Origin of the sequence: Novosphingobium ginsenosidimutans (assembly GCF_007954425.1) — a bacterium.
GTDB classification, from domain to species: domain Bacteria; phylum Pseudomonadota; class Alphaproteobacteria; order Sphingomonadales; family Sphingomonadaceae; genus Novosphingobium; species Novosphingobium ginsenosidimutans.
The window spans coordinates 678,175-700,726 of sequence record NZ_CP042345.1; the positions used below are offsets into that span (position 1 = coordinate 678,175).

The 22,552-nt window shown below is 64.8% G+C and carries 22 protein-coding genes, 1 tRNA gene and 1 pseudogene; 8 read left to right on the forward strand and 16 right to left on the reverse strand.

Annotation, left to right across the window (positions count from 1 at the left end; genetic code table 11):
• Positions 1-2: 2 nt before the first annotated feature.
• The 4 genes from nusG to FRF71_RS03410 all read right to left on the reverse strand — a co-directional run bounded on the left by nusG (position 3) and on the right by FRF71_RS03410 (position 2,500).
• Positions 3-539 (reverse strand): transcription termination/antitermination protein NusG, encoded by a 537-nt coding sequence (nusG, locus tag FRF71_RS03395; RefSeq protein WP_147089243.1) that lies wholly within the window; start codon positions 537-539, stop codon positions 3-5.
• A 32-nt stretch (positions 540-571) separates the two neighbouring features.
• Entirely contained in the window at positions 572-766 is a 195-nt protein-coding gene (gene secE / locus FRF71_RS03400; RefSeq protein WP_147089244.1) for a preprotein translocase subunit SecE, read from the reverse strand.
• Positions 767-885: 119 nt separating this feature from the next.
• Positions 886-2,388, reverse strand: a complete 1,503-nt coding sequence (locus tag FRF71_RS03405) for a hypothetical protein (RefSeq protein ID WP_147089245.1) — start codon at positions 2,386-2,388, stop codon at positions 886-888.
• A 36-nt stretch (positions 2,389-2,424) separates the two neighbouring features.
• A tRNA-Trp gene (locus tag FRF71_RS03410) sits at positions 2,425-2,500 on the reverse strand.
• Positions 2,501-2,586: 86 nt separating this feature from the next.
• Between FRF71_RS03410 and aat the strand changes: the two genes are divergently transcribed.
• Positions 2,587-3,366, forward strand: a complete 780-nt coding sequence (gene aat / locus FRF71_RS03415) for a leucyl/phenylalanyl-tRNA--protein transferase (RefSeq protein WP_147091505.1) — start codon at positions 2,587-2,589, stop codon at positions 3,364-3,366.
• Positions 3,367-3,401: 35 nt separating this feature from the next.
• On the opposite strand, the pseudogene FRF71_RS03420 reads toward aat, so the two are convergent.
• The 4 genes and pseudogenes from FRF71_RS03420 to FRF71_RS03435 all read right to left on the reverse strand — a co-directional run.
• A pseudogene (locus FRF71_RS03420) lies at positions 3,402-3,797 on the reverse strand (DUF2155 domain-containing protein); the annotation flags it as partial.
• 2 nt (positions 3,798-3,799) lie between these two features.
• A complete protein-coding gene (locus FRF71_RS03425; protein ID WP_147089246.1) occupies positions 3,800-4,210 on the reverse strand; it encodes an NADH:ubiquinone oxidoreductase subunit NDUFA12 in 411 nt (136 codons plus the stop codon).
• Positions 4,211-4,248: 38 nt separating this feature from the next.
• Entirely contained in the window at positions 4,249-4,722 is a 474-nt protein-coding gene (locus tag FRF71_RS03430) for a DUF192 domain-containing protein (protein WP_147089247.1), read from the reverse strand.
• Positions 4,722-5,291: a regulatory protein RecX gene (locus FRF71_RS03435; RefSeq protein ID WP_147089248.1), complete on the reverse strand. Its 570-nt coding sequence runs from the start codon at positions 5,289-5,291 to the stop codon at positions 4,722-4,724. Before FRF71_RS03435 ends, FRF71_RS03430 begins: the two co-directional genes overlap by 1 nt.
• A gap of 132 nt (positions 5,292-5,423) precedes the next feature.
• On the opposite strand from FRF71_RS03435, the gene FRF71_RS03440 reads away from it, so the two are divergent.
• The 5 genes from FRF71_RS03440 (at position 5,424) to FRF71_RS03460 (ending at position 9,951) form a co-directional block, all read left to right on the forward strand.
• Positions 5,424-7,202: a fatty acyl-AMP ligase gene (locus FRF71_RS03440; RefSeq protein WP_147089249.1), complete on the forward strand. Its 1,779-nt coding sequence runs from the start codon at positions 5,424-5,426 to the stop codon at positions 7,200-7,202.
• A 123-nt stretch (positions 7,203-7,325) separates the two neighbouring features.
• Positions 7,326-7,583: a hypothetical protein gene (locus tag FRF71_RS03445; RefSeq protein ID WP_147089250.1), complete on the forward strand. Its 258-nt coding sequence runs from the start codon at positions 7,326-7,328 to the stop codon at positions 7,581-7,583.
• A 124-nt stretch (positions 7,584-7,707) separates the two neighbouring features.
• Positions 7,708-8,919, forward strand: a complete 1,212-nt coding sequence (locus tag FRF71_RS03450; RefSeq protein ID WP_147089251.1) for a toxic anion resistance protein — start codon at positions 7,708-7,710, stop codon at positions 8,917-8,919.
• Between the two features lies 1 nt (position 8,920).
• Entirely contained in the window at positions 8,921-9,661 is a 741-nt protein-coding gene (locus tag FRF71_RS03455; protein WP_147089252.1) for a hypothetical protein, read from the forward strand.
• On the forward strand, positions 9,658-9,951 hold the full coding sequence (locus tag FRF71_RS03460) for a polyhydroxyalkanoic acid system family protein (RefSeq protein WP_147089253.1): 294 nt from the start codon (positions 9,658-9,660) through the stop codon (positions 9,949-9,951). Before FRF71_RS03455 ends, FRF71_RS03460 begins: the two co-directional genes overlap by 4 nt.
• Here FRF71_RS03460 and FRF71_RS03465 read toward each other — a convergent pair.
• On the reverse strand, positions 9,948-10,388 hold the full coding sequence (locus FRF71_RS03465; RefSeq protein WP_147089254.1) for a DUF2721 domain-containing protein: 441 nt from the start codon (positions 10,386-10,388) through the stop codon (positions 9,948-9,950). The two genes, FRF71_RS03460 and FRF71_RS03465, sit on opposite strands and share 4 nt — an antisense overlap.
• Positions 10,389-10,457: 69 nt before the next feature.
• Between FRF71_RS03465 and FRF71_RS03470 the strand changes: the two genes are divergently transcribed.
• On the forward strand, positions 10,458-11,012 hold the full coding sequence (locus tag FRF71_RS03470) for a lipocalin family protein (RefSeq protein WP_147089255.1): 555 nt from the start codon (positions 10,458-10,460) through the stop codon (positions 11,010-11,012).
• A 10-nt stretch (positions 11,013-11,022) separates the two neighbouring features.
• Here FRF71_RS03470 and acs read toward each other — a convergent pair whose 3' ends face one another.
• The 5 genes from acs to FRF71_RS03495 form a co-directional block, all read right to left on the reverse strand.
• The gene (gene acs / locus FRF71_RS03475; protein ID WP_147089256.1) at positions 11,023-12,963 is read right to left on the reverse strand and encodes an acetate--CoA ligase; all 1,941 of its coding nucleotides are present in this window, start codon (positions 12,961-12,963) and stop codon (positions 11,023-11,025) included.
• Positions 12,964-13,019: 56 nt separating this feature from the next.
• Complete coding sequence (locus tag FRF71_RS03480) at positions 13,020-13,739, reverse strand: energy transducer TonB (RefSeq protein ID WP_147089257.1); 720 nt, start codon at positions 13,737-13,739, stop codon at positions 13,020-13,022.
• A gap of 38 nt (positions 13,740-13,777) precedes the next feature.
• The gene (locus FRF71_RS03485; protein ID WP_147089258.1) at positions 13,778-15,136 is read right to left on the reverse strand and encodes a putative 2OG-Fe(II) oxygenase; all 1,359 of its coding nucleotides are present in this window, start codon (positions 15,134-15,136) and stop codon (positions 13,778-13,780) included.
• Complete coding sequence (locus FRF71_RS03490) at positions 15,133-16,629, reverse strand: tryptophan halogenase family protein (protein WP_147089259.1); 1,497 nt, start codon at positions 16,627-16,629, stop codon at positions 15,133-15,135. Before FRF71_RS03490 ends, FRF71_RS03485 begins: the two co-directional genes overlap by 4 nt.
• A 108-nt stretch (positions 16,630-16,737) precedes the next feature.
• Positions 16,738-19,209, reverse strand: coding sequence for a TonB-dependent receptor (locus FRF71_RS03495; protein WP_147089260.1), 2,472 nt, complete (start codon positions 19,207-19,209; stop codon positions 16,738-16,740).
• Positions 19,210-19,396: 187 nt separating this feature from the next.
• Here FRF71_RS03495 and FRF71_RS03500 point away from each other — a divergent pair, with 187 nt between their 5' ends.
• Positions 19,397-20,410 (forward strand): LacI family DNA-binding transcriptional regulator, encoded by a 1,014-nt coding sequence (locus FRF71_RS03500; protein ID WP_147089261.1) that lies wholly within the window; start codon positions 19,397-19,399, stop codon positions 20,408-20,410.
• On the opposite strand, the gene FRF71_RS03505 is transcribed toward FRF71_RS03500, so the two are convergent.
• Entirely contained in the window at positions 20,403-21,275 is an 873-nt protein-coding gene (locus FRF71_RS03505) for an ROK family protein (RefSeq protein ID WP_147089262.1), read from the reverse strand. The two genes, FRF71_RS03500 and FRF71_RS03505, sit on opposite strands and share 8 nt — an antisense overlap.
• The gene (locus FRF71_RS03510; protein ID WP_238339398.1) at positions 21,272-22,432 is read right to left on the reverse strand and encodes a glycoside hydrolase family 68 protein; all 1,161 of its coding nucleotides are present in this window, start codon (positions 22,430-22,432) and stop codon (positions 21,272-21,274) included. Before FRF71_RS03510 ends, FRF71_RS03505 begins: the two co-directional genes overlap by 4 nt.
• Positions 22,433-22,552 lie beyond the last annotated feature (120 nt).

Here is a 22,552-nt window from a genome sequence, read left to right on the forward strand (position 1 = left end):
ACTTACTTCACCAGTTCGACGTGCTCGAAGTCAAGTTCGACCGGGGTGGCGCGGCCGAAGATCGAGACCGAGACCTTGACGCGGTTCTTGTCGAAATCGAGTTCTTCCACCACGCCGGTGAACGAGTTGAACGGGCCGTCGAGCACCTTGACCGAATCGCCGATTTCGTAATCGACGCTGATGTGCTTCTTGGGTTCAGCCGCGGCGGCGTCGCGGGCGCCGAAGTACCGGGCGGCTTCACGATCCGAGATCGGCTGCGGCTTGTTGTTGTTGCCGAGGAAGCCGGTAACCTTGGCGGTGTTCTTGACCAAGTGGTAGACATCGTCGTTCATCGCCAGCTTGGCGAGGACGTAGCCTGGCATGGTCTTGCGTTCGACCTGAACCTTCTTGCCACGCTTTACTTCGGTGACGGTTTCGGACGGCACTTCGACCGCCTCGACCAGCGCGGCCAGGCCCAGGCGCTCTGCCTCGGCCAAGATCGATTCGCGCACCTTGTTCTCGAAGCCCGAGTAGGCGTGGATGATGTACCAGCGAGCCATTGTGAATTTCCGTATCTGGTGAGTGCGACAGGTCAGGCGAGCGAGAGCAGCCAGCTGACGATTGCGCCGAAGACCGTGTCCACGCTGAGGAAGAACAGCGCCAGGATAAGCATCATGATTCCCACGAAAATCGCGGTGGTCGTGGTTTCCTGCCGGGTCGGCCACACGACCTTGCGTGCTTCCGCCTGAACCTGGCGCATGAATTCGCCGGGATTGATCTTGGCCATGGCTTCCTAGCCTGTCACTTGAGTTTCGTTCCCGCCTTCCGCCAAGGGCTCATCGCCGCCCCGGCCGCAGTGGCCGGGAGGGGCGATGTGTACTCCTATGTCGGAAGACACCGCCGCACTTAGCTATCGCCCGGAACTTTTGCAAGCCGCGCCACGAGAGTGCCGGGCGCACGGTAGACGACGACCGCCCCCGCCGGCAGAGCGTCGGGCTCGCGCGGGCCGACGTACCACAGCCAGTCCATGTCCTTGGCCGGTGCCCAGTTCGACAGGTCGATCGGCTTGCCCGGCCGCCACAGCATCCGCTGGCTGGGGTCGCGGAAGTTCGGGCCGCCTTGCTTCAGCCGGATCATGTGGATCCCGGGCACGGCGAAATGCGCGTTGATCAGGACATTGCGGTGCAGCACGGCATAGCCGCCGATGTGCTCCTGCGCATTGTAGCCCCAGACGGCACCGTTGGTGACCACCAGGTTCGCTACCCGTGCCCCCTGCGGCAGGTGATCGAGCGCGGCCAGCAAGCGCTCGGTCTCGGCTGAGCCGCGCTCCCAGTTTTCGGTCGTTACGCTGATCCGCGCGAGGAACAGCGCCGGGGCGACCCAGAACAGCCATCGCGGCACCTGCCAGCTCAGCGCCAGGCAGCCAACCAGCAAGCCAGAGTAGATCATCCGCGCATCGGCAAGATCACCGCCGAAGATATGGCGCGGCATCAGGATCGAGCCGAGCAGCAGGATGACGGCGGCCCAGCCAAGCCGGCCATCGATCCGCCGCAGCAACAGTGAAAAGAACAGCACCGCGCCGACCAGCATCAGGCTGGCATGATCGAGCCAGACCACGCCATCGCGCATCGCCTGCTTCCAGATCGCCCATTTGAAGATCCAGACATTGGGACCATAGCTGGGCAGGCTGCCGGGATGATCGCCGCCGACCAGCGCCAGGAACGGCAGGAACAGCGGCCAGGGTGCGAGGAAAGCGGATATGCCCTTGTGGCGTGACCACTCGTAACCGAAGACCAGGATGCCGAGCATGCCCCAGCCAGAGACATGCATGATCCAGACGGCGATCCCGACTGGCATGAACAACAAGGGCCGCCAGGCCTTGCCTTCCAGCCGCACCCAGGCGGCGAAGGCGAACAGCGCGGCAGCCTGGGCAAGGCCGAAGTTGAGGAAGCCCAGGATCAGCCCCGGCGACCAGACAAAGCACAGCGCCAGGAGCGATCCCAGGCCGATCCGTCGGCGCAGGCTCCACTCGGCCGCGAGGATGCCCAGCGCGGTCAGCAGCGGCACCAGGCCAGAAATGATCCGCCCGGCGGTTTCCAGCCCGAACAAGGCGGCCAGCGGCTGGACCAGCAGGTCCGCGCCAAGGTTGCCCGACCATTTCCAGTCAAATTCGTAATAGCGCTGCAGGAAGGCGTTATCGGCGCGCTCCAGCATCACGTAATAGCGCGCCAGATGTGCCGGATAGTCCACCATCTGCGGGTACTTTGCGACCAGCACCGGCAGGCAGGCGATCAGCGCCAGCGCCAGGCCCAGCAGCAACCCCTCGCGGGCAGTCGGCCGCGCGGCCAGCCAGGCCGCAACGCCAGTGCGGCGAACGGCAGTGGGCGCGAAGGTCAGTTCGGCGGACATCGGCTCGTCGCTCGGCTTAATGGGTGGAAGAGACGGTGGCAGGAGTGGCAGGATTCGAACCCGCGGCCCTCGGTTTTGGAGACCGATGCTCTACCAGCTGAGCTACACTCCTGCAGGCGCGCTGGCCCTTAGGTCAGGCGAAGCCGGTTGGCAAGGAACTTGTCCCCGCGCGACGCGGTATCTGCTATAATGCGTTTCATGCACGCGCCGGTGCCACTCCAGACCATCGAGCCAGATCTGCTGATGATGGCTTATCGCAGCGGGATCTTCCCGATGGCCGACGCACGCGACGATCCGGAGATCTTCTGGGTTGAGCCGCGGCGCCGGGCGATTCTGCCGCTTGATGGCTTTAACTGTTCGCGCTCGCTGGCCCGCACCCTGCGGCGCGGGCGCTTTACCGTTACCTGCAATGCCGATTTCGGCGCAGTGATGCAGGCCTGCGCGGCGCCGCGCCGCGAATCGGGTGAGACCTGGATCAGCGACCGGATCGAGGCGAGTTACCGCGAACTACACGCGCTCGGCCATGCCCATTCGATCGAATGCTGGCAGCAAGGGGAACTGGTTGGCGGGCTCTATGGCGTCGGGTTTGACCGGGTGTTCTGCGGCGAATCGATGTTCAGCCGGGTGCCCGATGCTTCGAAAGTGGCGCTGGCCTGGCTGGTCGCGGCGCTTCGGCGGGGAGGCGCGGAACTACTTGATTGCCAGTTCATGACCGATCACCTCGCCTCGCTAGGTGCGATCGAGATCAGCCAGGCCCGCTATCTGGCCCTGCTGCGCTCCGCTCAGAGATCGATCGAGGGCGCAGCCGTCTTGGCCGCTGGCGTTGGCGTCGGCGCGGCTGAGGGGGAGGCCGATGGCGACGGTGAAGGACTGGCGCTGCCCGCCGCCTTCGGCGCGCTGCTCGGCGATGCTGCGGAAGCGGGGCTGTCTTCCTCGCCCGGGAATTTCATCGCGCAGTCCTTGACCCAGACATCATAGACCGGGTGCTCAACCACGTTGAGCGAGGGCGCATTCTTGAACAGCCAGCCGGAAAAGACCTTGCGCCACGCGAGCGCGCTCTCGGTATCTGCCCGCTCCTCGACATAGACCTGAACGAAGGCGCCGGTCTCGGCCGGGCGTTCCCACGGCAAGGTCCGCTCGCAGGTTGCCAGCCGGACCACCACATTGCCCACCCGGCGCGCTTCGCCCGACTTGAGCACGATATCCTGGGTAATGTTGTTGCGCTTGTTGAGCAGGCCGAGCGTGGCGACGCGGTCCTTGACCGGGGTGCCATATTCGCTCTCTACAGCGGGAACGCTGGCCTGCGCCGCCACCCCTTCGGGAATGTCAGTCGCCGAAGCGTCGGGATTGCCGCTGCCGTTGCAGGCCGCCAGCAGCAGGACCAGGCCGGGCGCAAGCAGGCGCCGCATGGTCAGGCGTCCGGGCTCCACGCCTCATAGTCCCCAGTCGCCGCAGCGCGCTTGCCGCCGCGTTCCAGCGCGCCTTGCGGACGATAGGCCTGGACCGTGCCAGTGGCATTGGGGGTATAATCGACTTCCCAGATCCGCGGCGGGGGCAGATGGCTTTCCGGCACCCCGTCATAGGAATGGTGAAGCCAGCCGTGCCATTCGGACGGCACGCGGCTGGCATCGTTGGCACCGTTGTAGATCACCCAGCGGCGCTCAGTCCCGGCAAAGGGGCCGTCCTTGCGGACTTTCTTCGAGCGATAGTACCTATTGCCCTGCGCATCGGTGCCGACGTGCTCGCCGGTCAGCGCAGAATTGAACAGCGTCCCGATCGTCGCGCCGTCCCACCAGGTGAAGATCTTGCCAAGGATTCCCATGGGCGCGCGTTAGCCTTGGAAGCCGGGCCGGGCAAGCACTACCATGCGACCTTGTCCCCCGGCGCGATGCCGAGTTCAGCGGCCCGGCCGCCGGGGATCTCAAGCACCGCCTTAACCGCGCCGATCGAGAGCAGCGGGGTCTCGTCATAGGGCACGGCTTTGGCCGCGATGTTGCTGATCCGCCCGTCCGGCGCGATGAAGATCAGGTCAAGCGAGATCACCGTGTTGCGCATCCAGAACGAAGCCCCGCGTGGCGGGCTCATCGGAAAGATCATGCCTTCGTCCGGCCCCAGCTTGGTCCGGAACATCAGCCCCCTGGCCTGCTCCATGGCGGAGCGGGCGACCTCGACCTTGAAGCTATGCGTGCCGCTGGCGCTGGTCACGGTCAGCGGGATCACCTCCAGCCCGGATTCAGGATGGACTACCTTGGCCGCCGCAGAGGCCGCGCCGCCCGCCCCGGGCGAACAGGCGACCAAGGTGGCGGCCAGCAGGGCGAACAACAGGTGACGCATCAATCTACCTCCTCGGCCCAGACTTCCAGCCCGGCCACGGTGTCAGCTTCCACCACCTGCCGGGCGATGTCCAGTCGGTGCCCGGCGCGCAGCAGTATCGCGATCTGTTTTTCGCGGGCCTGGCGATCGGCCGGTGGGGGTCCGAACGGGCCCAAGCGCCGCTTGCGGGCCAGGGCCAGGGCGGCCTGGCGGGCTTCAGACGCAGTGCCGCGCACCTCTTCGCGCAGGTCCGCGCCGATTCCGGCGGCACCGAGCGACTGATCGACCCGCCGCTCGCCATAGCCGCGGCGGCGCAGGCTGCCCGCCTTCGAGTGGGCATAGGCGGCATCGTCGACATAGCCAGCCTCAACGCAGCGTTCGACCAGCGCGGACACTGGCGGCTCGCCTTCCCCCTCCCACCCGCGCTCGCGCAGCTTGCGGCGCAGATAGGCTTCCAACTTCGCCGCCGAGGTCGCAAACCGCGCCAGATAGGCCAGCGCCAGCTCGTTCAGCCGCGCCTTGTCGAGCGGCTTGGGCGGGCGGCGTTCGCGCGGCCTGCGGGCCGATCGTGAGGCGGATGGGGGCACCATTGCCCTAATCGTGCCACACTGTCGGGCGATTGGGGAAGGGTGCGGGTGGGCTATCAGGGAACCACCCAGACAATTGGGGACGCGTGTGACGCCGAAAAACGGCGCATCCGACTGGAAAGACGGGTTATTTTAATGACTGATGCCGCCACTCTGGCGAGTGCCGCGACGGCCGAAGGCCTTGTGCCGACGCCCAATTACGACGCGCACCCGCGCCGCTATTCGGACTTTGCCACCTTTGGTGATGCGATCGACTATGCGGCGCAAGGACAGCGCGGCATGAACTTTCACGATCCGCGCGGCACCCTGATCCGGGTCTATCCCTTCAGCGAACTGCGCCGCGATGCCATCGACATGGCCTATCGCCTGATCGCGCTGGGCATTGGCAAGGGTGACCGCGTGGCGCTGGTCGCCGAAACCGGCCCTGACTTTGCTGCCTTGTTCTGCGGCGCGGTCTATGCCGGCGCCTGGCCAGTGCCGCTGCCGCTGCCGACCAGCTTTGGCGGCAAGGAAGGCTATATCGACCAGCTGGCGGTCCAGCTGCAAAGTTCCGACCCCAAGGTGCTGTTCTATCCGGCCGAGATTGCCGAGATGGCGGGTGCCGCCGCGAAGCGCCAGGAAGCGCTGACCGGCAAGTGCGACGGCATCGCCTGGGAAGACTTTGCCCAGAAGCCCGCCGTGCCGTGCGAGCTGCCGCAGGCCAGCCCGGACGACATCTGCTATCTGCAATATTCCAGCGGCTCGACCCGCTTCCCGCATGGCGTGGCAGTGACGCACGAGGCGCTGCTCAACAATCTGAGCGGCCATGCCCACGGCATGCAGTTCACGCAGGAAGACCGCTGCATCTCGTGGCTGCCGTGGTACCACGACATGGGCCTGGTCGGCTGCTTCCTGTCGATGATCGCCAACCAGGTTTCGGCCGATTACCTCAAGACCGAGGATTTCGCCCGCCGTCCGCTGGCCTGGCTGGACCTTATCACCCGCAACAAGGGCGTCTCGTGCAGTTATTCGCCAACCTTCGGCTATGATATCTGCGCCCGCCGCATCTCGAGCCAGAGCAACGTTGCCGAACGCTTCGACCTGTCGCGTTGGCGGATCGCCGGCAACGGGGCTGACATGATCCGGCCCGACGTGATGCAGAACTTCGTCAACGCCTTTGCCCCCGCCGGGTTCAAGGCGAGCGCCTTCCTTCCGTCCTATGGCCTCGCGGAAGCGACCCTGGCGGTCACGCTGATGCCGCCGGGCGAGGGGATCCGCGTCGAACTGGTCGAGGAAGAGCGCCTGTCGGGCACCCCCCGCGATCTCAGCCGCCCCGCCCGCTACCGTGCCATCGTCAACTGCGGCAAGGCCGTGAAGGACATGGATCTGGCGATCCGTAACGAGCGCGGCGAAGCCCTGCCCGATCATCACATCGGCAAGGTCTGGTGCAAGGGCCCGTCGGTCATGCACTCCTATTTCCGCGATCCCGAATCGACTGCAGCCTGCCTGGTCGATGGCTGGCTCGACACGGGCGACATGGGCTATATGGTCGATGGCTATCTGTTCATCGTCGGCCGCGCCAAGGACATGATCATCATCAACGGCAAGAACCACTGGCCCCAGGACATCGAATGGGCCGTGGAACAGCTGCCGGGCTTCAACCATGGCGACATCGCCGCCTTCTCGGTCGAGAGCGAAACGGGCGAGGAAGAAGTCGCCGTTCTGGTGCACTGCCGCGTCTCCGATCCGGTTGAACGGCAGAAGCTGCACGATACGATCCGCGACAAGGTTCGTTCGATCCTGGGCCACCCGGCGATCGTCGAACTGGTCCCGCCGCGCACCCTGCCGCGCACCAGCTCGGGCAAGCTCAGCCGCGCCAAGGCGAAGAAGCAGTACCTCTCGGGCGAGATCGCCCCGATCAAGCTCGCCGCCTAAGCCGTCAAACCGGCGGCAATCGCGCCGCGCTGTCCCGTTTCGGGGCGGCGCGGCGCTTTGCATTTCGCGGTTGGCCAATTAGGCTAAGGCAAGGTCGCGCAGGGGGCACGGGGGAACACCGCGATGAATCGCGATCCGCAAGATCGGCATGATTATGGCATCCTGGTGGGCTGGTCCCACTCCAGCTTTGCCGACAAACTTGACCTCAAGCTCCAGACCGTACAGTCGACACGCCAGCTCAAGGGCGATGAGGTCGACAACCACCATATTGTGATGACCGCCAGCCAGGCCGTGCTGCTGGCAAATTACCTGTTCCAGATCACCGGCCAGACCCCGCCCTCCAAGAAGCCCGGCCGATTGGCGCGGCTACTGGGTGGCTGATCGACCGCAAATAGTTGGTGCATGGCAAAAATCCGTGTTCCTGTATTAGCATCACAACACAGCTTGAACTGTGCGGCAATCCGCCCCATGTTGGCGGTAGCTTTTGCAAACACGGAATTGCCCCATGGCCAGCACGCCAACTTCGACCGAGACTGCCGCCCCGACGATCACCCTGACGCCGCCTGATCCGGTACCCGTGGTTGCGCCCGAACAGGCGGTGGGTCTGGTTCCAGTGGCCGACGATGCCAAATCGAAGCTCGACCAGCGCGTCGATGCCTTCGTCAACGATCTGCTAGCCTCAGACGCGAACTCGCCCGAATTCGGCAAAAAGGTCGATCAGATCACCAATATGGGCCGCAAGGAAATCATGGCGGCCGCGGGTATGAGCAACCGCTTCCTCGACCGTCCGGTTCGCGCGATGGACAAGGATTCGGGCGTCGGCGCCAATCTGGCCGAACTGCGCCGCACGGTCGAACAGCTTGATCCCGGCAAGCAGGGCAAGCTTTCCAAGGGCCGCAAGATCCTGGGCATCATCCCCTTCGGCAACTCGCTGAAGCGCTATTTCCATTCCTATGAAAGCGCGCAGGGCCATATCCAGGCCGTGCTGGGCCACCTCTCGTCCGGCAAGGACGAGCTGCTGATGGACAATGCCGCGATCGACGTGGAGCGGCAGAAGCTGTGGGAAGCGATGGGCGCGCTGGAGCAGATGATCCACATCAGCCGCGCGCTCGACACCAAGCTGGAGGAAAAGGCCGCCGATCTCGACGCGACCGACCCGGCCAAGGCCAAGGCAATCCGCGAGACGGCGCTGTTCTATGTCCGCCAGCGCACCCAGGATCTGCTGACGCAGATGGCCGTGACGGTGCAGGGGTACCTGGCGCTGGACCTCGTCAAGAAGAACAATATCGAACTGGTCAAGGGTGTGGACCGCGCCAGCACCACCACCGTCGCCGCGCTGCGCACAGCCGTCACCGTGGCCCAGGCCATGGCCAACCAGCGACTGGTATTGCAGCAGGTCACTGCGCTCAACGAGACCACCGCAGGCCTGATCGATTCGACCGGCACGCTGCTGCGCGACCAGACCGGCAAGATCCATGAGATGGCGGCATCAAGCACGATCCCCTTGGAAACACTGCAGCGCGCCTTCCAGAACATCTATGATACGATGGACAACATCGACACCTTCAAGGTGAAGGCGCTCGAAAACATGAAGCAGACGGTCACCACGCTGACGGCCGAGGTGGAGAAGTCCAAGGGCTATATTGCCCGCGCCGAAGGGGCCGCCCAGGCCGCCAAGGCGGCGGACGCACCCAGCCTGCTGAGCCTGGAGGGCTGACTTGGCCGGCGAGGCGCACAATTCGGACGTGATCCTGCGCGAAGCCAAGCGCTCGCTGGTCAACAACCGCGACTATGGCGGGCGCCGCAATTCGATCGGACGGCGCTCGGCCGCGATCAAGCGCGAGCATGCCGCCAAGCAGGTCAAGCGGGCGCTGGCAACCGTCGGCGCAATTGTCTTTGCCGCCATGGTCGCCGGACTGATCATCGACGGGATCGGGATCACCGGCGTGCTGGTGACAATGATGGCAATCTTTAGTGCCGTGGCCTTTTTCGCTGCCGTGCCCAAAGTGAAAATCCCCACCCGCGAAGCGCTGCGCGGCAGTGACGTAAAGTCGCTGGTCGGGCGGACCGAACTGTGGCTGGAGAACCAGCGCCCGGCGCTCCCCGCCCCGGCAGTGCAACTGGTTGATACGATCGGGCTGCAGCTCGATGCGCTGGGGACGCAGCTTGACGGACTGACCGACAATGCTCCCGCCGCGCTCGAAGTTCGCAAGTTGGTCGGCGATCATTTGCCCGAGCTGATATCCAGCTACACCGCGATCCCGCGCCACTTGCGCGGTGAGGCCCAGGCCGGCGGAAGCCCGGACCAGCACCTGGTCGACAGCCTTGGTAAGATCAGCGCCGAGATCGATAGCGTGACCCGCCAGCTGGCGAGCGGTGCGATCGACAACCTTGCGATCAAGACCCGCTATCTCGATTACAAGTACGGTGCTGGACCCGAAGGGGAGAATGGCCAGTGAGAATCGCTATCCCCCACTCGATCGGCAAGGATGAGGCCCGCCGCCGCATCCGCGAGCGCTCGGGCGAGATTGCCAATTTCGTTCCGGGTTTCGCCTCGGTCAGCACCAACTGGCAGAGCGAGGACAAGATGGACCTGACAGTCGGCGCGATGGGCCAGGAAATGACCGGCGCGATCGAAGTCGGCGAAAGCGAAGTGGCTTTCACCGTCGAACTGCCCGCGGCATTGAGCTTCGTCGAGCCGATGATCCGCAGCCAGATCGAGGCCAAGGGCCGTAAGCTGCTGAGCTAAAGCTCGCGTTCCAGTTCGAGCAGGTTCTTCGGAATGCGCAATTGCGCCGAGGCGACCCGCGTCTCGCGCAGGAACAGCAGCAGCGCCCACATCAGCAGGGCAATTGCCAGCAGGAACAACCCGGCCGCCACGAGTTGCAGGCGGACGGCGACGAATTCCTCCAGGAACAGCACGGCCACGGTCAACCCGATGGTCAGGCCGCTCAGCACCATCAGGAAAATGGCACGGGTGATCAGGTGGATTCGCGTGGCAATCGCGCGGATTTCGATCACCACGACGTCATGCTCGGGCCCGCTCGTCGCCATGTGCTGCTTCTGCAACTCGCGCGAACGGTCGACGATCCGCCCCAGCCGGGTCGAAAGCAGGTTCATGATGTTGCCGATTGCCACCAGCACGAAGACGGGGGCCAGAGCGAGCTGGATGGTCTGGGCGATCATGCCCCTTGCATAGGGGCGTTCACCCCCCAGATTCAATGGCTGGCACTGCCGCCGGACGGACAATCGCAAATGACCAACTATCGCCCGATCAAGATCGCCGTCCTCGCCATTGCCTCAACCGCCCTGCTGGCCGGCTGCGCCGCACTGGGGCCCAAGCACCCCGTCGGCAACAGCGCCGTGCCGGAACCAGCCAAGCCGGTCGAGCTGAGCAAGTACCTGGGTCGTTGGTACGAGGTTGCCCGCTATGAACAGTCGTTCCAGAAGGGCTGCGAAGGCGTGAGCGCCGACTATGCCTTGCGCGAAGACGGCAAGATTTCAGTGCGCAATGCCTGCCGCAAGCCCGATGGCAAGATCTCGATCGCCAACGGCAAGGCCAAGATCTGCGACCCGGTCACCAATGCCAAGCTCAAGGTCAGCTTCTTTGGCCCGTTCTATGGCGATTACTGGGTGCTAGACCGTGCCGATGACTATTCCTGGGCAATCGTCGGCGAGCCGTCGGGCCGGTATCTCTGGCTGCTGGCGCGCCAAGCCACTCCCGCCCCGGATAAGATCGAGGCTCAGATCGCCCGCGCCAAGGCGCTGGGTTATGACACGTCGATGCTGATCCGCACCAAGCAGCCCTGACCAGGCGGTCTCAGCGCCCGCTGGTCAGCAGGCTGTCGACCACGCTAGGATCGGCTAGCGTCGAAGTATCGCCCAGGTTCGAGACATCCCCCTCCGCAATCTTGCGCAGAATCCGGCGCATGATCTTGCCGCTGCGGGTCTTGGGCAGGGCGGGTGCGAAGTGGATCACGTCGGGCGTGGCGATCGGGCCGATCTCGTGCCGCACCCATGCAACAAGTTCCTTGCGCATGTCGTCGGTCGGCTCCTCGCCGGCATTCAAAGTAACATAGGCATAGATGCCTTGCCCCTTGATCTCGTGCGGCATGCCGACGACCGCCGCCTCGGCCACCTTGGCGTGGGCGACGAGGGCGGACTCGACCTCGGCTGTGCCCATGCGGTGGCCCGAAACGTTGATCACGTCATCGACCCGGCCGGTGATCCAGTAATAGCCGTCTTCGTCGCGCTTGCAGCCATCGCCGGTGAAGTACTTGCCGCGATAGGTGGTAAAATAGGTCTGGAAGAAGCGCTCGTGATCGCCCCAGACGGTGCGCATCTGGCCCGGCCAGGACTGGGTGATGCAAAGGTTACCCTCTGCGGCGACACCCGGCTCCTCTGGCAGCACATTGCCATCGCCGTCGACGATCTGCGGCACCACGCCGAACATCGGGAAGCTGGCCGCGCCGGGCTTTAACGCATGGGCGCCAGGCAGCGGCGTCATCATGCAGGCGCCGGTTTCGGTCTGCCAATAGGTGTCAACGATCGGGCAGCGCCCATCGCCGACCACGCGCCAGTACCATTCCCAGGCCTCTGGATTGATCGGCTCGCCGACCGAGCCAAGCAGGCGCAGGCTCTGGCGGCTGGTTGCTTTCACCCAATCGTCGCCTTCGCGCATCAGCGCTCGCAAGGCGGTCGGCGCGCCATAGAAGATCTCAACCTTGTGCCGGTCGACGATTTCCCAGAAGCGGCTGTGGGTGGGATAGTTCGGCACGCCTTCGAACATCACCGTCGTCGCCCCATTGGCCAGCGGGCCATAGACGACATAGCTGTGCCCCGTGACCCAGCCCACATCGGCCGCGCACCAATAGATTTCACCCGGGCGGTAATCGAACACGTACTGGTGGGTCATCGCCGCCCAGGTCAGGTAGCCGCCAGTGGTGTGGAGCACGCCCTTGGGCTTACCGGTAGAGCCTGAGGTATAGAGGATGAATAGCGGATCTTCCGCGCCCATTTCCTCGTAAGGGCAATCGGCCAAAACCGCCGCGCGCTGCTCATGCCACCAGTGATCGCGGCCCGCCGCCACGGTGACCTGATTGCCGACATGCTGGACCACCAGCACTGCGCCAACCCCTGGGCACTGCAACAAGGCTTCGTCGACATTGGCCTTCAAGGGCACCAGCTTGCCGCCGCGCATCCCGGCGTCGGCCGTGATGACGAGGTTGCTGTCGCAGTCCTGGATCCGGCCGGCCAGCGCCTCGGGGCTGAAGCCGCCGAAGACGACTGAGTGGATCGCCCCGATCCGCGAACAGGCCAGCATCGCTACAGCCGCCTCCGGGATCATCGGCATGTAGATCGTCACCCGGTCGCCGCGCTGGGCGCCCAGCGCCTTCAGCGCATTGGCCATGCGGCAGACTTCTTCGTGCAGCTCGCGGTAGGTCAGGCGGCGCTGCTGGCTGGCATCGTCACCTTCCCAGATGATCGCAGTGACATCGCCGCGTTCGGCCAGGTGGCGATCAAGGCAATTGGCCGAGACATTGAGCGTGCCGTCGGAGAACCATTCGATCCCGAAGCTGGCCTCGTCAAAGGAGCACTGGCTCAGCTTGGTCCACGGCTTGATCCAGTCGATCCGGGCCGACTCCGCGCGCCAGAACGTTTCGGGCGTTTCCAGCGCGGCGCGGTACTTCTCGGCATAGACCTCCGCCGTGATCTGCGCGCGGGCGGCCCATTCGGCTGGGACGGGGTGGACAGTGGCCATCGGTAACTCTCCCTTTGCCCCACCCTTGCCGTCCCATGGGGCCGCGATCAAGCGGGTCAGAAGAAGAATTTCTGCTGCCAGTAGAAGGTCCCGGTCACCGGCTCCCCCGCCGCATTGAGCGCCGGTTTGAAGCGCAGCCGTTCTTTCGCCAGCCGACAGGTGACCTCGTCGGTATCGGGCAGCCCGCTCGACTTGTAGATCCGGCAGCCCGTAGCGCGCCCTTCGGGACTGATCGTCAACGCCAGGATCACCGCCTTACCGATCCGCGCCTCGCGCCCGCCGGTCGGAATTGGGAAGTCTGATGCCCTGTCGATCCGGCCCGAGATATGGACCGGCTTGCTCGCGCCGCCGCCCTGGCCGTTGCCACCGGCACCGCTGCCCGTGCCGGAACCTGTCCCGCCGGCGCCCGTGCCGCTGCCACTATCACGCGCGCCCGAGGTATCGGCGCTGCCCGTGCTGGAGGCTCGGGGTGCCGGGACCTTGGCGATGTCCACCTTGGGCTGTTCTGCCTTCACCTCCCGCGGGATCGCTTTCTTGCCTGACTCGCCAGCGGCTCCCGCGGGCTTCGGCTCGGCTTGTGGCTCGGGCGGCGGTGGGGGCGCAGTGATGGTGACGGTAAAGGTCTTGGTGATCGTTTCTACCGCCTGCGCGGTGAAGTCCGGCGCGAAGGCCCGGATCAGCGCCAGGATCGCGACCAGATGCAGCAGCGCCACCAGCACGATCACGCCCAGTTTGACCCGGCGCGGCGGGGTGAGGTCCAGATCGTCCTCGTCCATAGGCCCGTTATGACAGGTCAGCGCTGCGCTTCAACGGCTTAGCGTGGTGGGGCAATGTCAAACGCGAAGGTCAGCCGCTCCCCTGCGGCGAATGGTTCGGTTGCATGCCACAGCGTCGAGCCAAACAGCGCAAGGCGGCCTGGCTTCGGTTCAATCTGCCTGAGTGGCCCAAGGTCAAGCCCGAGCTCGGGCGGCGGGCTGCCGAGCGAGAGCCAGCCGGCTGGCGGTGCGCCAAGCTGGTCTGGCTTTGGCAGGCTGACATAGCAGGCAGAGCTGATCCACCCGCGCACGTGGGTGTGGCTGGCATGGAACCCTGCCCCAGCCAGCCGCACCGACCAGCTCCCCGCAAAGCGAAGCGTGCTGCTGCCGCGTTCGAGCAGCGGGTGACCCGGTTCGTGCGGAAGGGCCGCCGCAAAATCCGCCACGGCCGCCAGCACCTTGTCGCGCGCCAGGCGGATCGCCGGATCGGGGTGAAAGAACAGCTGCCGGTCGGTTTGCGTGCCGCCCCGCACGGACTGTTCTGGATAGGGCGCCTTCATCCGGTGTAAGCGGCGCAAGGCTTCGGCCAGGTCAGCCAGTTCTTGCGGCGTGAAATCCAGATCGACTGCCGCCGCGTGGAGCCGATCGCCATCGAGCCAACCAGCTTGCGGATCACCCAGCAATCGCCAGCACAGCCCGGCATAGGGCCAGAACATCCGCGCCTGAGCTCCGCCAAGGTGCCGCTGGGCGACGGCAAGCGCAGCTTCCGGCTGACTCGTGCGCAGCAAGTAGCGGACATGGCACAGGTCAGTCCCAGGATCGGCCAGCGCGGCGAATGGCCCGAAATCCGGGATGCCCTCGCCGCTCTCGGCAATCAGGAACAGGGCTGACAGCGCCAGGCCCTGCGAGGGTGCGCAGGCCTGCTCTGCGCCAGCCAGGACTGCGCGGGCGGCGGTCCAGTCCTTGCGCGTGGCGTGTTGCTGGAACCAGCTGAGCCGGACTGCGGTGTTGACCGGTTCACGCGCGGCCGCCGCAGCATAGGAGCGATCCCAATCCTCGGTCTCCCCCCTGGTGATCCGCATGGCACAGAGCGTCCGGTGCCCGTCGAGCCAGCCGGGGTGCTGCGCCAGCACGCTCTCAAGCAGGGCTTCGGCTTGGTCGTCCGCACTTTCTGCCGCCAGCGCCAGCGCACGATTGCGGATCAGGTCGGGCTGGCCGGGGAGCAAGGCGGCCGCCCGCTCGAACAGGGCGGCGGCGGGCTGCCAGGCTTCAAAGGCGATCTGGGCGTGTCCAAAGGCGGCTTGCGGGCTGTTGGGATCGCGCCGTGCGGCTTCGCTGATCGTCTCGAGCGCGGCGTCAATATCCTGTTCGGCCAGCAATGCTGCCGCCCGGCTGACGCGCTGCGCAGTATCGGTCATGCCTTGCAATGCTGGTCGATGAAGGCCTGGTGGCTCGGCTGGCGCGCCGCCTCATTGGCCATGGCGCTGCGCAGTTTGCCCAGCCACTCGCGCCCGCTCGGGCGATAGGCCCCCAGCGGATCGGTACCTTCGGGCAGGTTGAACTGGCCGATATGGACCGCGTGCCAACTGGGCGGGGCGAACAGGTCCATATCGCGCGGGATATGGCGGCCATAGCGGCGGAAGTGATCGATCTTGAAGGCCAGACTATCCGGCACCTCCATTGCCGCCGTGTGCCGCCACATCGGCTCATCGCGGTCCATCAGCTTGTAGTGCAGCACGATGAAATCGCGGATCCGCTCCATCTCGGTGGCGGCGATATGGTTGTACTCGGCGATCACCGCCGGATCGAAGCTGGTGTCCGGGAACAGCGCGAGCAGCTTGGAGATGCCGGCCTGGATCAGGTGCAGGCTGGTCGATTCCAGCGGCTCGAGGAATCCGCTGGAGAGGCCGACCGCAATGACATTCTTGTCCCAGAACTTTCGGCGCATGCCGGTGGTGAAGCGCAGGCGATTGGGCTCGGCCAGCGGCTTGCCATCGAGATTGCTGAGCAGCACGTCGAGCGCAGCTTCGTCGCTGGTGAACTGGCTGGAATAGACGTGGCCGTTGCCGGTGCGGTGCTGCAACGGGATGCGCCATTGCCAGCCAGCCTCGCGCGCGGTTGAGCGGGTATAGGGGGTGAAATCCCCCGCCTTCTCGCAGGGGATCGCCACGGCTCGGTCGCAGGGCAACCAGTGCGTCCAGTCGGCATAGCCGGCCTGCAACGCGCCCTCGATCAGCAGGCCGCGAAAGCCCGAGCAATCGATAAACAGCTCGGCTTCAAGACTGCGCCCATCTTCCAGGGTGACGCCGGTAACGAAGCCGGTCTCGCCATGCTGCTGGACCGAGCCGATCTTGCCCTCATGCCGCACCACGCCGCGTTGCTCAGAATAGGCGCGCAGGTAGCGGGCATAGAGCCCGGCATCGAAGTGATAGGCATAGTCGAACGTCGAAAGGACCGAGCGCGGATCCCCGCTCGGCCGTACAAAACGGTTGGCCTTGGCAAGGTGCCAGGCCATCGAGTGTTCATCGAACCCGGCGGTTTCGCCTGCTGCCTTGGCCAGCAGCCAGTGCTGATGCACCGGCACCACGTCGAACGCGCGGCCGTGCGGACCGAAGGGGTGGAAATAGCGGTGGCCCGCCCGACCCCAGTTCACGAACTCGATCCCCAGCTTGTAGCTCGCCTGGGTGCGTTTCATGAATTCGGCTTCGTCGATGCCCAGCATCTGATTGAAGGTGCGGATCGGCGGGATCGTAGCCTCGCCCACGCCGACCGTGCCGACCTCTTCGCTTTCGATCAGGGCGATCTCGCAGCCCTGGGCCAGGTTGGCGGAAAGCGCGGCTGCGGTCATCCAACCAGCCGAGCCGCCGCCGACGATCAGGATCTTGCGGATGGGTTGCGCCTGTGAAGCCATTGCACGCTCGCTTGCCATGAAAGAAAGCGGGCGGGAAGCAGCCAACGCCGTTCCCGCCCGTATAGTGGAAGGGCCTGCTAGGTGTTGCAGGCCCTTCGGAAGAACGCCTTAGAAGCTGTAGCGCACCGAAGCGGTGAAGGTGCGACCCAGCGCCGGTGCACCGCCCAGCACGGCCGGATTGGCCGTGATGTCCGAAACGCCGCCATTGCCACGGAAGTCGAAGGTGTCGAACAGGTTGTAGACCTGCAGACCCAGTTCGAGGTTCTTGACCGGACGGACTCGCAGCACGCCGTTGAACACGGCCTTGCCCGGGTATTCCAGGCCGGCACCGTCGATCGCGGCGGTCTGGCCGGTGGTCGAGAGGCCGATCGTGGCGATGTCGTTGATGTCATAATTGGCCGAGACCGTGTACGATAGATCCGGGATACCATCGGCGCGGTTGTAGACGGTCGAGGCCGCCGCAGCCCGCTTGGCCTTGGTGTAGGTGGCCGTACCAACAAGGTTGAATCCGCCGTTCTGGTAGGTGACGAACAGTTCGGCCCCCGACGACTTGTACTTGGTATCGATGATGCAGCCACCGGTGGGGCACTGCGCCGTGACGGTCGGCTCATAGTCGCTACGGCTGAAACTGCCCTTCAGCAGGGTCAGTTCGACCGTATAGCGCCCGCCAGCCAGGCCGCCGCGGTTCTTCAGACCGAGTTCGTACTGCTTCACGAAGTCAACCGAAGGAACCAGCCCGCTCTGGTTGAGCTGGCCCGAAGCGGTGAACTTGCCCGAAACGGTCTGGCGGTCCGAGTTGAAGCGGCCGCCGCGCGAGGCACGGATGAACAGCGAGGTATCCGGGTTGACCTTCCACAGCGCACCGGCAGTCCAGGTGGTGTAGTTGCGGCCATAGTCCAGCACTTCGCGGGCACCGTTGGCAGTGATCGTCGGGATCTGGGTGGTCACGCCGTTGAAGGTGACGGGCGTGTTGAACTCCACCGCGCTACCGGCAATCGTCCAGCCTGAGGCGCGCAGCATTTCAAACCGGACCGAGCCGTCGATCGCGAAGGTGTCGTTATCGAGATCAAGCCCGACGTAGGGCGCGTTGTCGGTGTACGACAGTTCGTAATCGCGGGCGCAGCAGTTGCCCCAGTTGTTGTTGAACCCGGCAATGCCCTCGGCGGTCAGACGGGCGCCGGCAGCGGTGAACAGGTCAAGCTGTGCCGGGTTGTCGCCGCTGACTTCGCGGTAGGACTTGTTGGTGTGCCAATCCATGTTGATCTTCTGGTTCATGTAGAACCAGCCCGCGCGAGCGGTGATCGTGGCAAAGCCGCCTTCGAACTTGCCGGTCAGGCCCAGATCGTTGGCGAAGCTGCCAATGTCGCGGATGTTGGTGCGGACATTGGTGTTCGTGTCGATGTAGGTACCGGTATAGACCTGTCCGGCCTTCGGACCGCTGGCATAGCGCGCCGTGGCGACGACACCGCCGTTGACCGTCGAGCCGATCACTGCCGAGGTGCGCCCGACGCCCAGGAACGGCGAAGTGAAGGCGCCGCTCATGTCGGTCCAGCGCATGTTGTTGTCGACCGTGATCGCGTCCGAGAACTCATAGTGGAACTGGTTCTGGATCGACTTGGCATTGGTGGTGATGCCAGACATCGCGACGCGCTCGAGATCGCCTTCGCGGTTGTAGATCAGGAACGACTGATTGAGCGTCGAATAATTCGACTGATCACGCCCATCGAAGCCGGGGAACGGCGTCAGGTTGGTAACCTTGCCGCCAGCCACGGTGCCCAGCGCCGGGGCGCCGGTGTAGTTCGGCTCACGCGTGTCGGCATATTTGAACAGGAAGCGGATATAGCCCTTGCCGTCGTCGAACTCCTTGGTGACGTTGGCCTTGATCTGGACCGAGTCTGAGACGTTGAAGCCGGCCTTCAGCGGGCCCTTGCCGACCTTGTAGAAGCCACCGACGTGGAAATACATCGTCTCGTTCAGCGCGCCGCCATAGCGGAAATCGACCTTGGTTTCGTTGAAACCCAGGCCCTTGTTGAGCTGGATGTAGCCACCTTCCTGCTTGCCGGTGTGGCTGATGTAGTTGATGACCGCGCCCGGCGCCTGCGAAGCGAAGGTGGCGGCAGTACCGCCGCGCACGGCTTCAACCTTCTGGGTGGTCGCGTCGAAGCGGGTCCAGTAGTCGTTGTTGCCGAACTGGATATCGCCGAACAGCACGGTCGGCAGGCCATCTTCCTGCAGCTGAACGAACGGCGCACCGCCGGTCGCCACGGGCAGGCCGCGCACCGCGATGTTGGAGTTGCCGCCCGGGCCTGAGGTCCCAGCCACCTGGATACCCGGCAGCATGCGGAACAGTTCGGCTTCCGAGCTCGGCTTGAAATCCTGGATCAGGTCGGCGCTGACCGAAGTGACCGAGATCGAGCTGTCGATCTGGGTCTTGTCGCGGCCCGATGCCGTAACAACGATTTCATCAAGCCCGCTTGCCTCTTCCGCCGGGGCATCCTGCGCCATGGCGGGAGCGGCGAAGCTGGCACCGGCGACAATCGCCAGGACCGAGGCAACGCTACGCAACTGCGACTTCTTCATGGGTATCCTCCCCTCGAACACCCCTTTGTGGGGCACATTTGCCGCAGGCAAGCTATGGCTCTACCCCGACAATCGATTGCACACATACGGCAATCGATTGCAATGACAAGTGCCAATCTGCATTTCAGCGCCGAAAAATTGGCGGATTGCCCATTGCCTTTGCCGGTGATTGCAGGAAAATGGCGCCATGACCGACCGGCCACGCATTCGCAACATCGCCGATCTCGCCAAAATCGCCGGAGTTTCCCCAGGCACCGTATCGCGGGCGCTCTCGGGGGCGGGGCTGATCAGCCAGAAAACCCGCGAGCGGATCCAGGCCCTTGCCCGCGAACACGAATTTCGCCCCAACATCATGGCCCGCAACCTGCGGATCCAGCGCACCGGGGCGATCGGAGTGCTGATTCCGCTGGGCCACGAGACCGGCCAGCACATCTCCGATCCATTCTTCATCACCATGCTGGGCCTACTCGCCGATTCGCTGACCGAACGCGGCTATGACCTGGTGCTCAGCCGGGTGATTCCGACCGACGATGACTGGCTGGAACGCTATGCCGATTCGGGCCGGGTCGACGGAATCATCGTCATTGGCCAGTCGGACCAGTCGGCCGTGCTCGATCGCGTTGCCGCACGCTATCGCCCGCTGGTCGTCTGGGGCGGACACTCGCGCGGGCAGGTGCACTGCTCGGTGGGCTCGGACAATGTCGCCGGTGGCGATATTGCCACCAGCCACCTGATCGCGCGCGGCTGCAAGCGGATCACCTTCTTCGGCGATCCGACCCCGCTGGAAATTGCGCAGCGGCTGGAAGGCTGCCGCCAGGCCCTCGCCCGGGCTGGCCTTGGCGATGCGCTGACGGTCTTCCCCGCGCACCTTGCCGCCGGCCTCGATGACAGCGACATCACCGCCTATCTCGCCAATGCCGAACAGCGCCCGGACGGGATCTTCGCCGCCTCTGATGTGATCGCGATGAGCGCGCTGCGCGCTCTGGCCGAACTGGGCATGGCGGTCCCCGATGCGGTGAAGGTGATCGGCTATGACGGTCTGGCGCTGGGCGAACATACCGTCCCGCGGCTCTCTACCGTCAAGCAGGACCTTACCACCGGGGCGCGCAACCTGGTTGACCTGCTGCTGCGCCGAATTGCAGGGGAGGACACCAGCTCGGTCGTGATGATGCCCGAACTGGTCGCGCGACTTTCTACCTGAGCGCCGCTTCGGCAAGGGCGAGGGCACCGAGCAGGCCGGACCGGTCGCCGAGGCCCGGCAGCGTGACGATTTCGCCGGCCCGGCTTCGGAAATAGCCATTACCCAGCCGCTCTGCCGTGCAGCGGACGCGGTCGATCAATCCGGGCGTGTCCATGACCCCGCCGCCCAGCACGATTCGGCCCGGTTCGAACATCGCCTGGGCCGTGACCGCCGCCTGCGCAATGTACCAGGCCACGACGTCATGGCCGATGTGATCGCCCGGCAGCTCTGACAGCGAAACGCCATAGCGCGCCTTGACCGCTGGGCCGCTCGCCAGCCCTTCCAGGCAGGTGCCATGGAACGGACAGACCCCGCCAAAGCCCACGTCTTCGGGGTGCAGGGGCAAGCGAATATGGCCCATCTCCGGGTGCGAAATGCCGGCCAGCGGCTTGCCGCCGATCACTGCCCCACCGCCGACCCCGGTGCCGATCGTGAAATAGAGCACCGAAGGCTGCCCTTGCCCCGCCCCCCAGCGGTATTCGGCAAGGGCAGCCGCAGTGACATCGGTATCCAGCCCCACTGGACAACCGAGCCGCTGAACCAAAGGCCCGACCAGGTTGGTGTTCGACCAGCCAGCCTTGGGAGTGGCGAGGATATGGCCCCATTGCAGGGAGGTCCGGTCCACCTCGACCGGGCCGAAAGTGGCAACGCCAACGGCCACGAGCGGTCCTTGGCCCGCCAGCCAGTTGCACATGGCGGCGATGGTCTCGTCGGGCGTGGTCGTCGGGATTCGGGTGGTGGCGAGCACCTCGTCTGGACCATGTGCGATGCCAAGCACGAACTTGGTGCCCCCGGCTTCAACCAGTCCGTAAAGTGGCTTGCTCATTCCGAAACGATCTGCGCCGTTTCCCCATCGAGCGCAATCCGGAAGCGCGGCGCCGGAACGCCACCAAAGGTGCTGAGGACCAATTCCGGCTGTTCGGCAACGCTGCGCCCCTTGAGGCCCCAGTTGTCGACGAAGCCGGCCACCTCAAGGTTATCCATCACCCACCAGCTATAGGTCTGGACCGGCTCTTCGGCCGGATTGGGCGCAACCAGCCCTGTGCCGTTGAGCGGGCGCCACGGCCCGGCAAGACGGTCGGCGACCATGCCGTAGAGCCCGTTCGGCCCGGTTGGTCCCGAAGGGTCAAAGGTGCGCCGCTGGGTTGACCAGAACAGGTAATAGCGCCCGTCCCGAACTCGCAGCACCGGCCGCTCCAGCTCGTTGTTGACGCCATTGGCGCTAACCAGCGGCGGTAGCAGAGACCAGCCATTAAGGTCATTTCCAGTAGCGCGAGCCAGGCCGACGACCCCGTTGAAGGCGGATTCCGCCGCGGCATCGGAAGCCGTGAACAGCAGATAATGCGCCCCATCGGCCGGATCACGAAAATGGAAGGGATCGCGAAAACCCTTGATGAAGCCCGGTTCGCCTACCGTCTGGTTGACGATGACATAGGTCTTGCCATCGGCGGCCAGGCTCTCAGCCGGTTCGCTCCAGCCGGTAACTCGAATGGAATCGGCCGACACTTCCAGCTTGCCGCTGGTCTGGAACAGGCGCTGCTCGAAGCTGCGACCGCTATCACCGCGCCGGCCCGTGGCCGTGTAGAACAGGGTCACTCGTCCACTTGCAGCGTCATAGACGGTCGAGCCGGCCCATTCGCGCGAGCCAGGATTGAGATCTTCGGGCAGGAGATAGCCGCAATCGCGCCAGGTGCCGCCGCGCTCCAGCATCAGCCGCAGCCGGGCAATGTCGTGGCGCAGATCGGGATGAATGTCGCGCGGCGCGCACATGACAACCCACGGCGTCCAGCCGCCGAGTACGACAGTCGCACCTTGCAGCGTTTCGAACGGCCAGGAATCCCATAGCTGGTAGCCTGGCAGGGCATCATGCAGATCATCCGGCCCGATCACGGGAATGCTGCGCACCTGCTGCCCGCCAATGGCGGCAACAGCCTGCCGCGACCAGGCAGTGGTAACGCGCGTAACGGTCGTAGAATCTGGCACCCGATACCCCGGCATTGGTTTTGGGACAGGACCTGCCTGCCACCCTTGGGGCCGTTGCTATCCGAAACGGCAATCGATTGCAAAATGTAATTCGTGACGATTTCGGATTATTCGCCGATG

Excerpts from the sequence above, each read along its gene's own strand:
- nusG (WP_147089243.1), bottom strand. The coding sequence starts at position 539 with ATGGCTCGCTGGTACATCATCCACGCCTACTCGGGCTTCGAGAACAAG.
- secE (WP_147089244.1), bottom strand. The coding sequence starts at position 766 with ATGGCCAAGATCAATCCCGGCGAATTCATGCGCCAGGTTCAGGCGGAA.
- FRF71_RS03405 (WP_147089245.1), bottom strand. The coding sequence starts at position 2,388 with ATGTCCGCCGAACTGACCTTCGCGCCCACTGCCGTTCGCCGCACTGGC.
- aat (WP_147091505.1), top strand. The coding sequence starts at position 2,587 with ATGCACGCGCCGGTGCCACTCCAGACCATCGAGCCAGATCTGCTGATG.
- FRF71_RS03425 (WP_147089246.1), bottom strand. The coding sequence starts at position 4,210 with ATGGGAATCCTTGGCAAGATCTTCACCTGGTGGGACGGCGCGACGATC.
- FRF71_RS03430 (WP_147089247.1), bottom strand. The coding sequence starts at position 4,722 with ATGCGTCACCTGTTGTTCGCCCTGCTGGCCGCCACCTTGGTCGCCTGT.
- FRF71_RS03435 (WP_147089248.1), bottom strand. The coding sequence starts at position 5,291 with ATGGTGCCCCCATCCGCCTCACGATCGGCCCGCAGGCCGCGCGAACGC.
- FRF71_RS03440 (WP_147089249.1), top strand. The coding sequence starts at position 5,424 with ATGACTGATGCCGCCACTCTGGCGAGTGCCGCGACGGCCGAAGGCCTT.
- FRF71_RS03445 (WP_147089250.1), top strand. The coding sequence starts at position 7,326 with ATGAATCGCGATCCGCAAGATCGGCATGATTATGGCATCCTGGTGGGC.
- FRF71_RS03450 (WP_147089251.1), top strand. The coding sequence starts at position 7,708 with ATGGCCAGCACGCCAACTTCGACCGAGACTGCCGCCCCGACGATCACC.
- FRF71_RS03465 (WP_147089254.1), bottom strand. The coding sequence starts at position 10,388 with ATGATCGCCCAGACCATCCAGCTCGCTCTGGCCCCCGTCTTCGTGCTG.
- FRF71_RS03470 (WP_147089255.1), top strand. The coding sequence starts at position 10,458 with ATGACCAACTATCGCCCGATCAAGATCGCCGTCCTCGCCATTGCCTCA.
- acs (WP_147089256.1), bottom strand. The coding sequence starts at position 12,963 with ATGGCCACTGTCCACCCCGTCCCAGCCGAATGGGCCGCCCGCGCGCAG.
- FRF71_RS03480 (WP_147089257.1), bottom strand. The coding sequence starts at position 13,739 with ATGGACGAGGACGATCTGGACCTCACCCCGCCGCGCCGGGTCAAACTG.
- FRF71_RS03485 (WP_147089258.1), bottom strand. The coding sequence starts at position 15,136 with ATGACCGATACTGCGCAGCGCGTCAGCCGGGCGGCAGCATTGCTGGCC.
- FRF71_RS03490 (WP_147089259.1), bottom strand. The coding sequence starts at position 16,629 with ATGGCTTCACAGGCGCAACCCATCCGCAAGATCCTGATCGTCGGCGGC.
- FRF71_RS03495 (WP_147089260.1), bottom strand. The coding sequence starts at position 19,209 with ATGAAGAAGTCGCAGTTGCGTAGCGTTGCCTCGGTCCTGGCGATTGTC.
- FRF71_RS03500 (WP_147089261.1), top strand. The coding sequence starts at position 19,397 with ATGACCGACCGGCCACGCATTCGCAACATCGCCGATCTCGCCAAAATC.
- FRF71_RS03505 (WP_147089262.1), bottom strand. The coding sequence starts at position 21,275 with ATGAGCAAGCCACTTTACGGACTGGTTGAAGCCGGGGGCACCAAGTTC.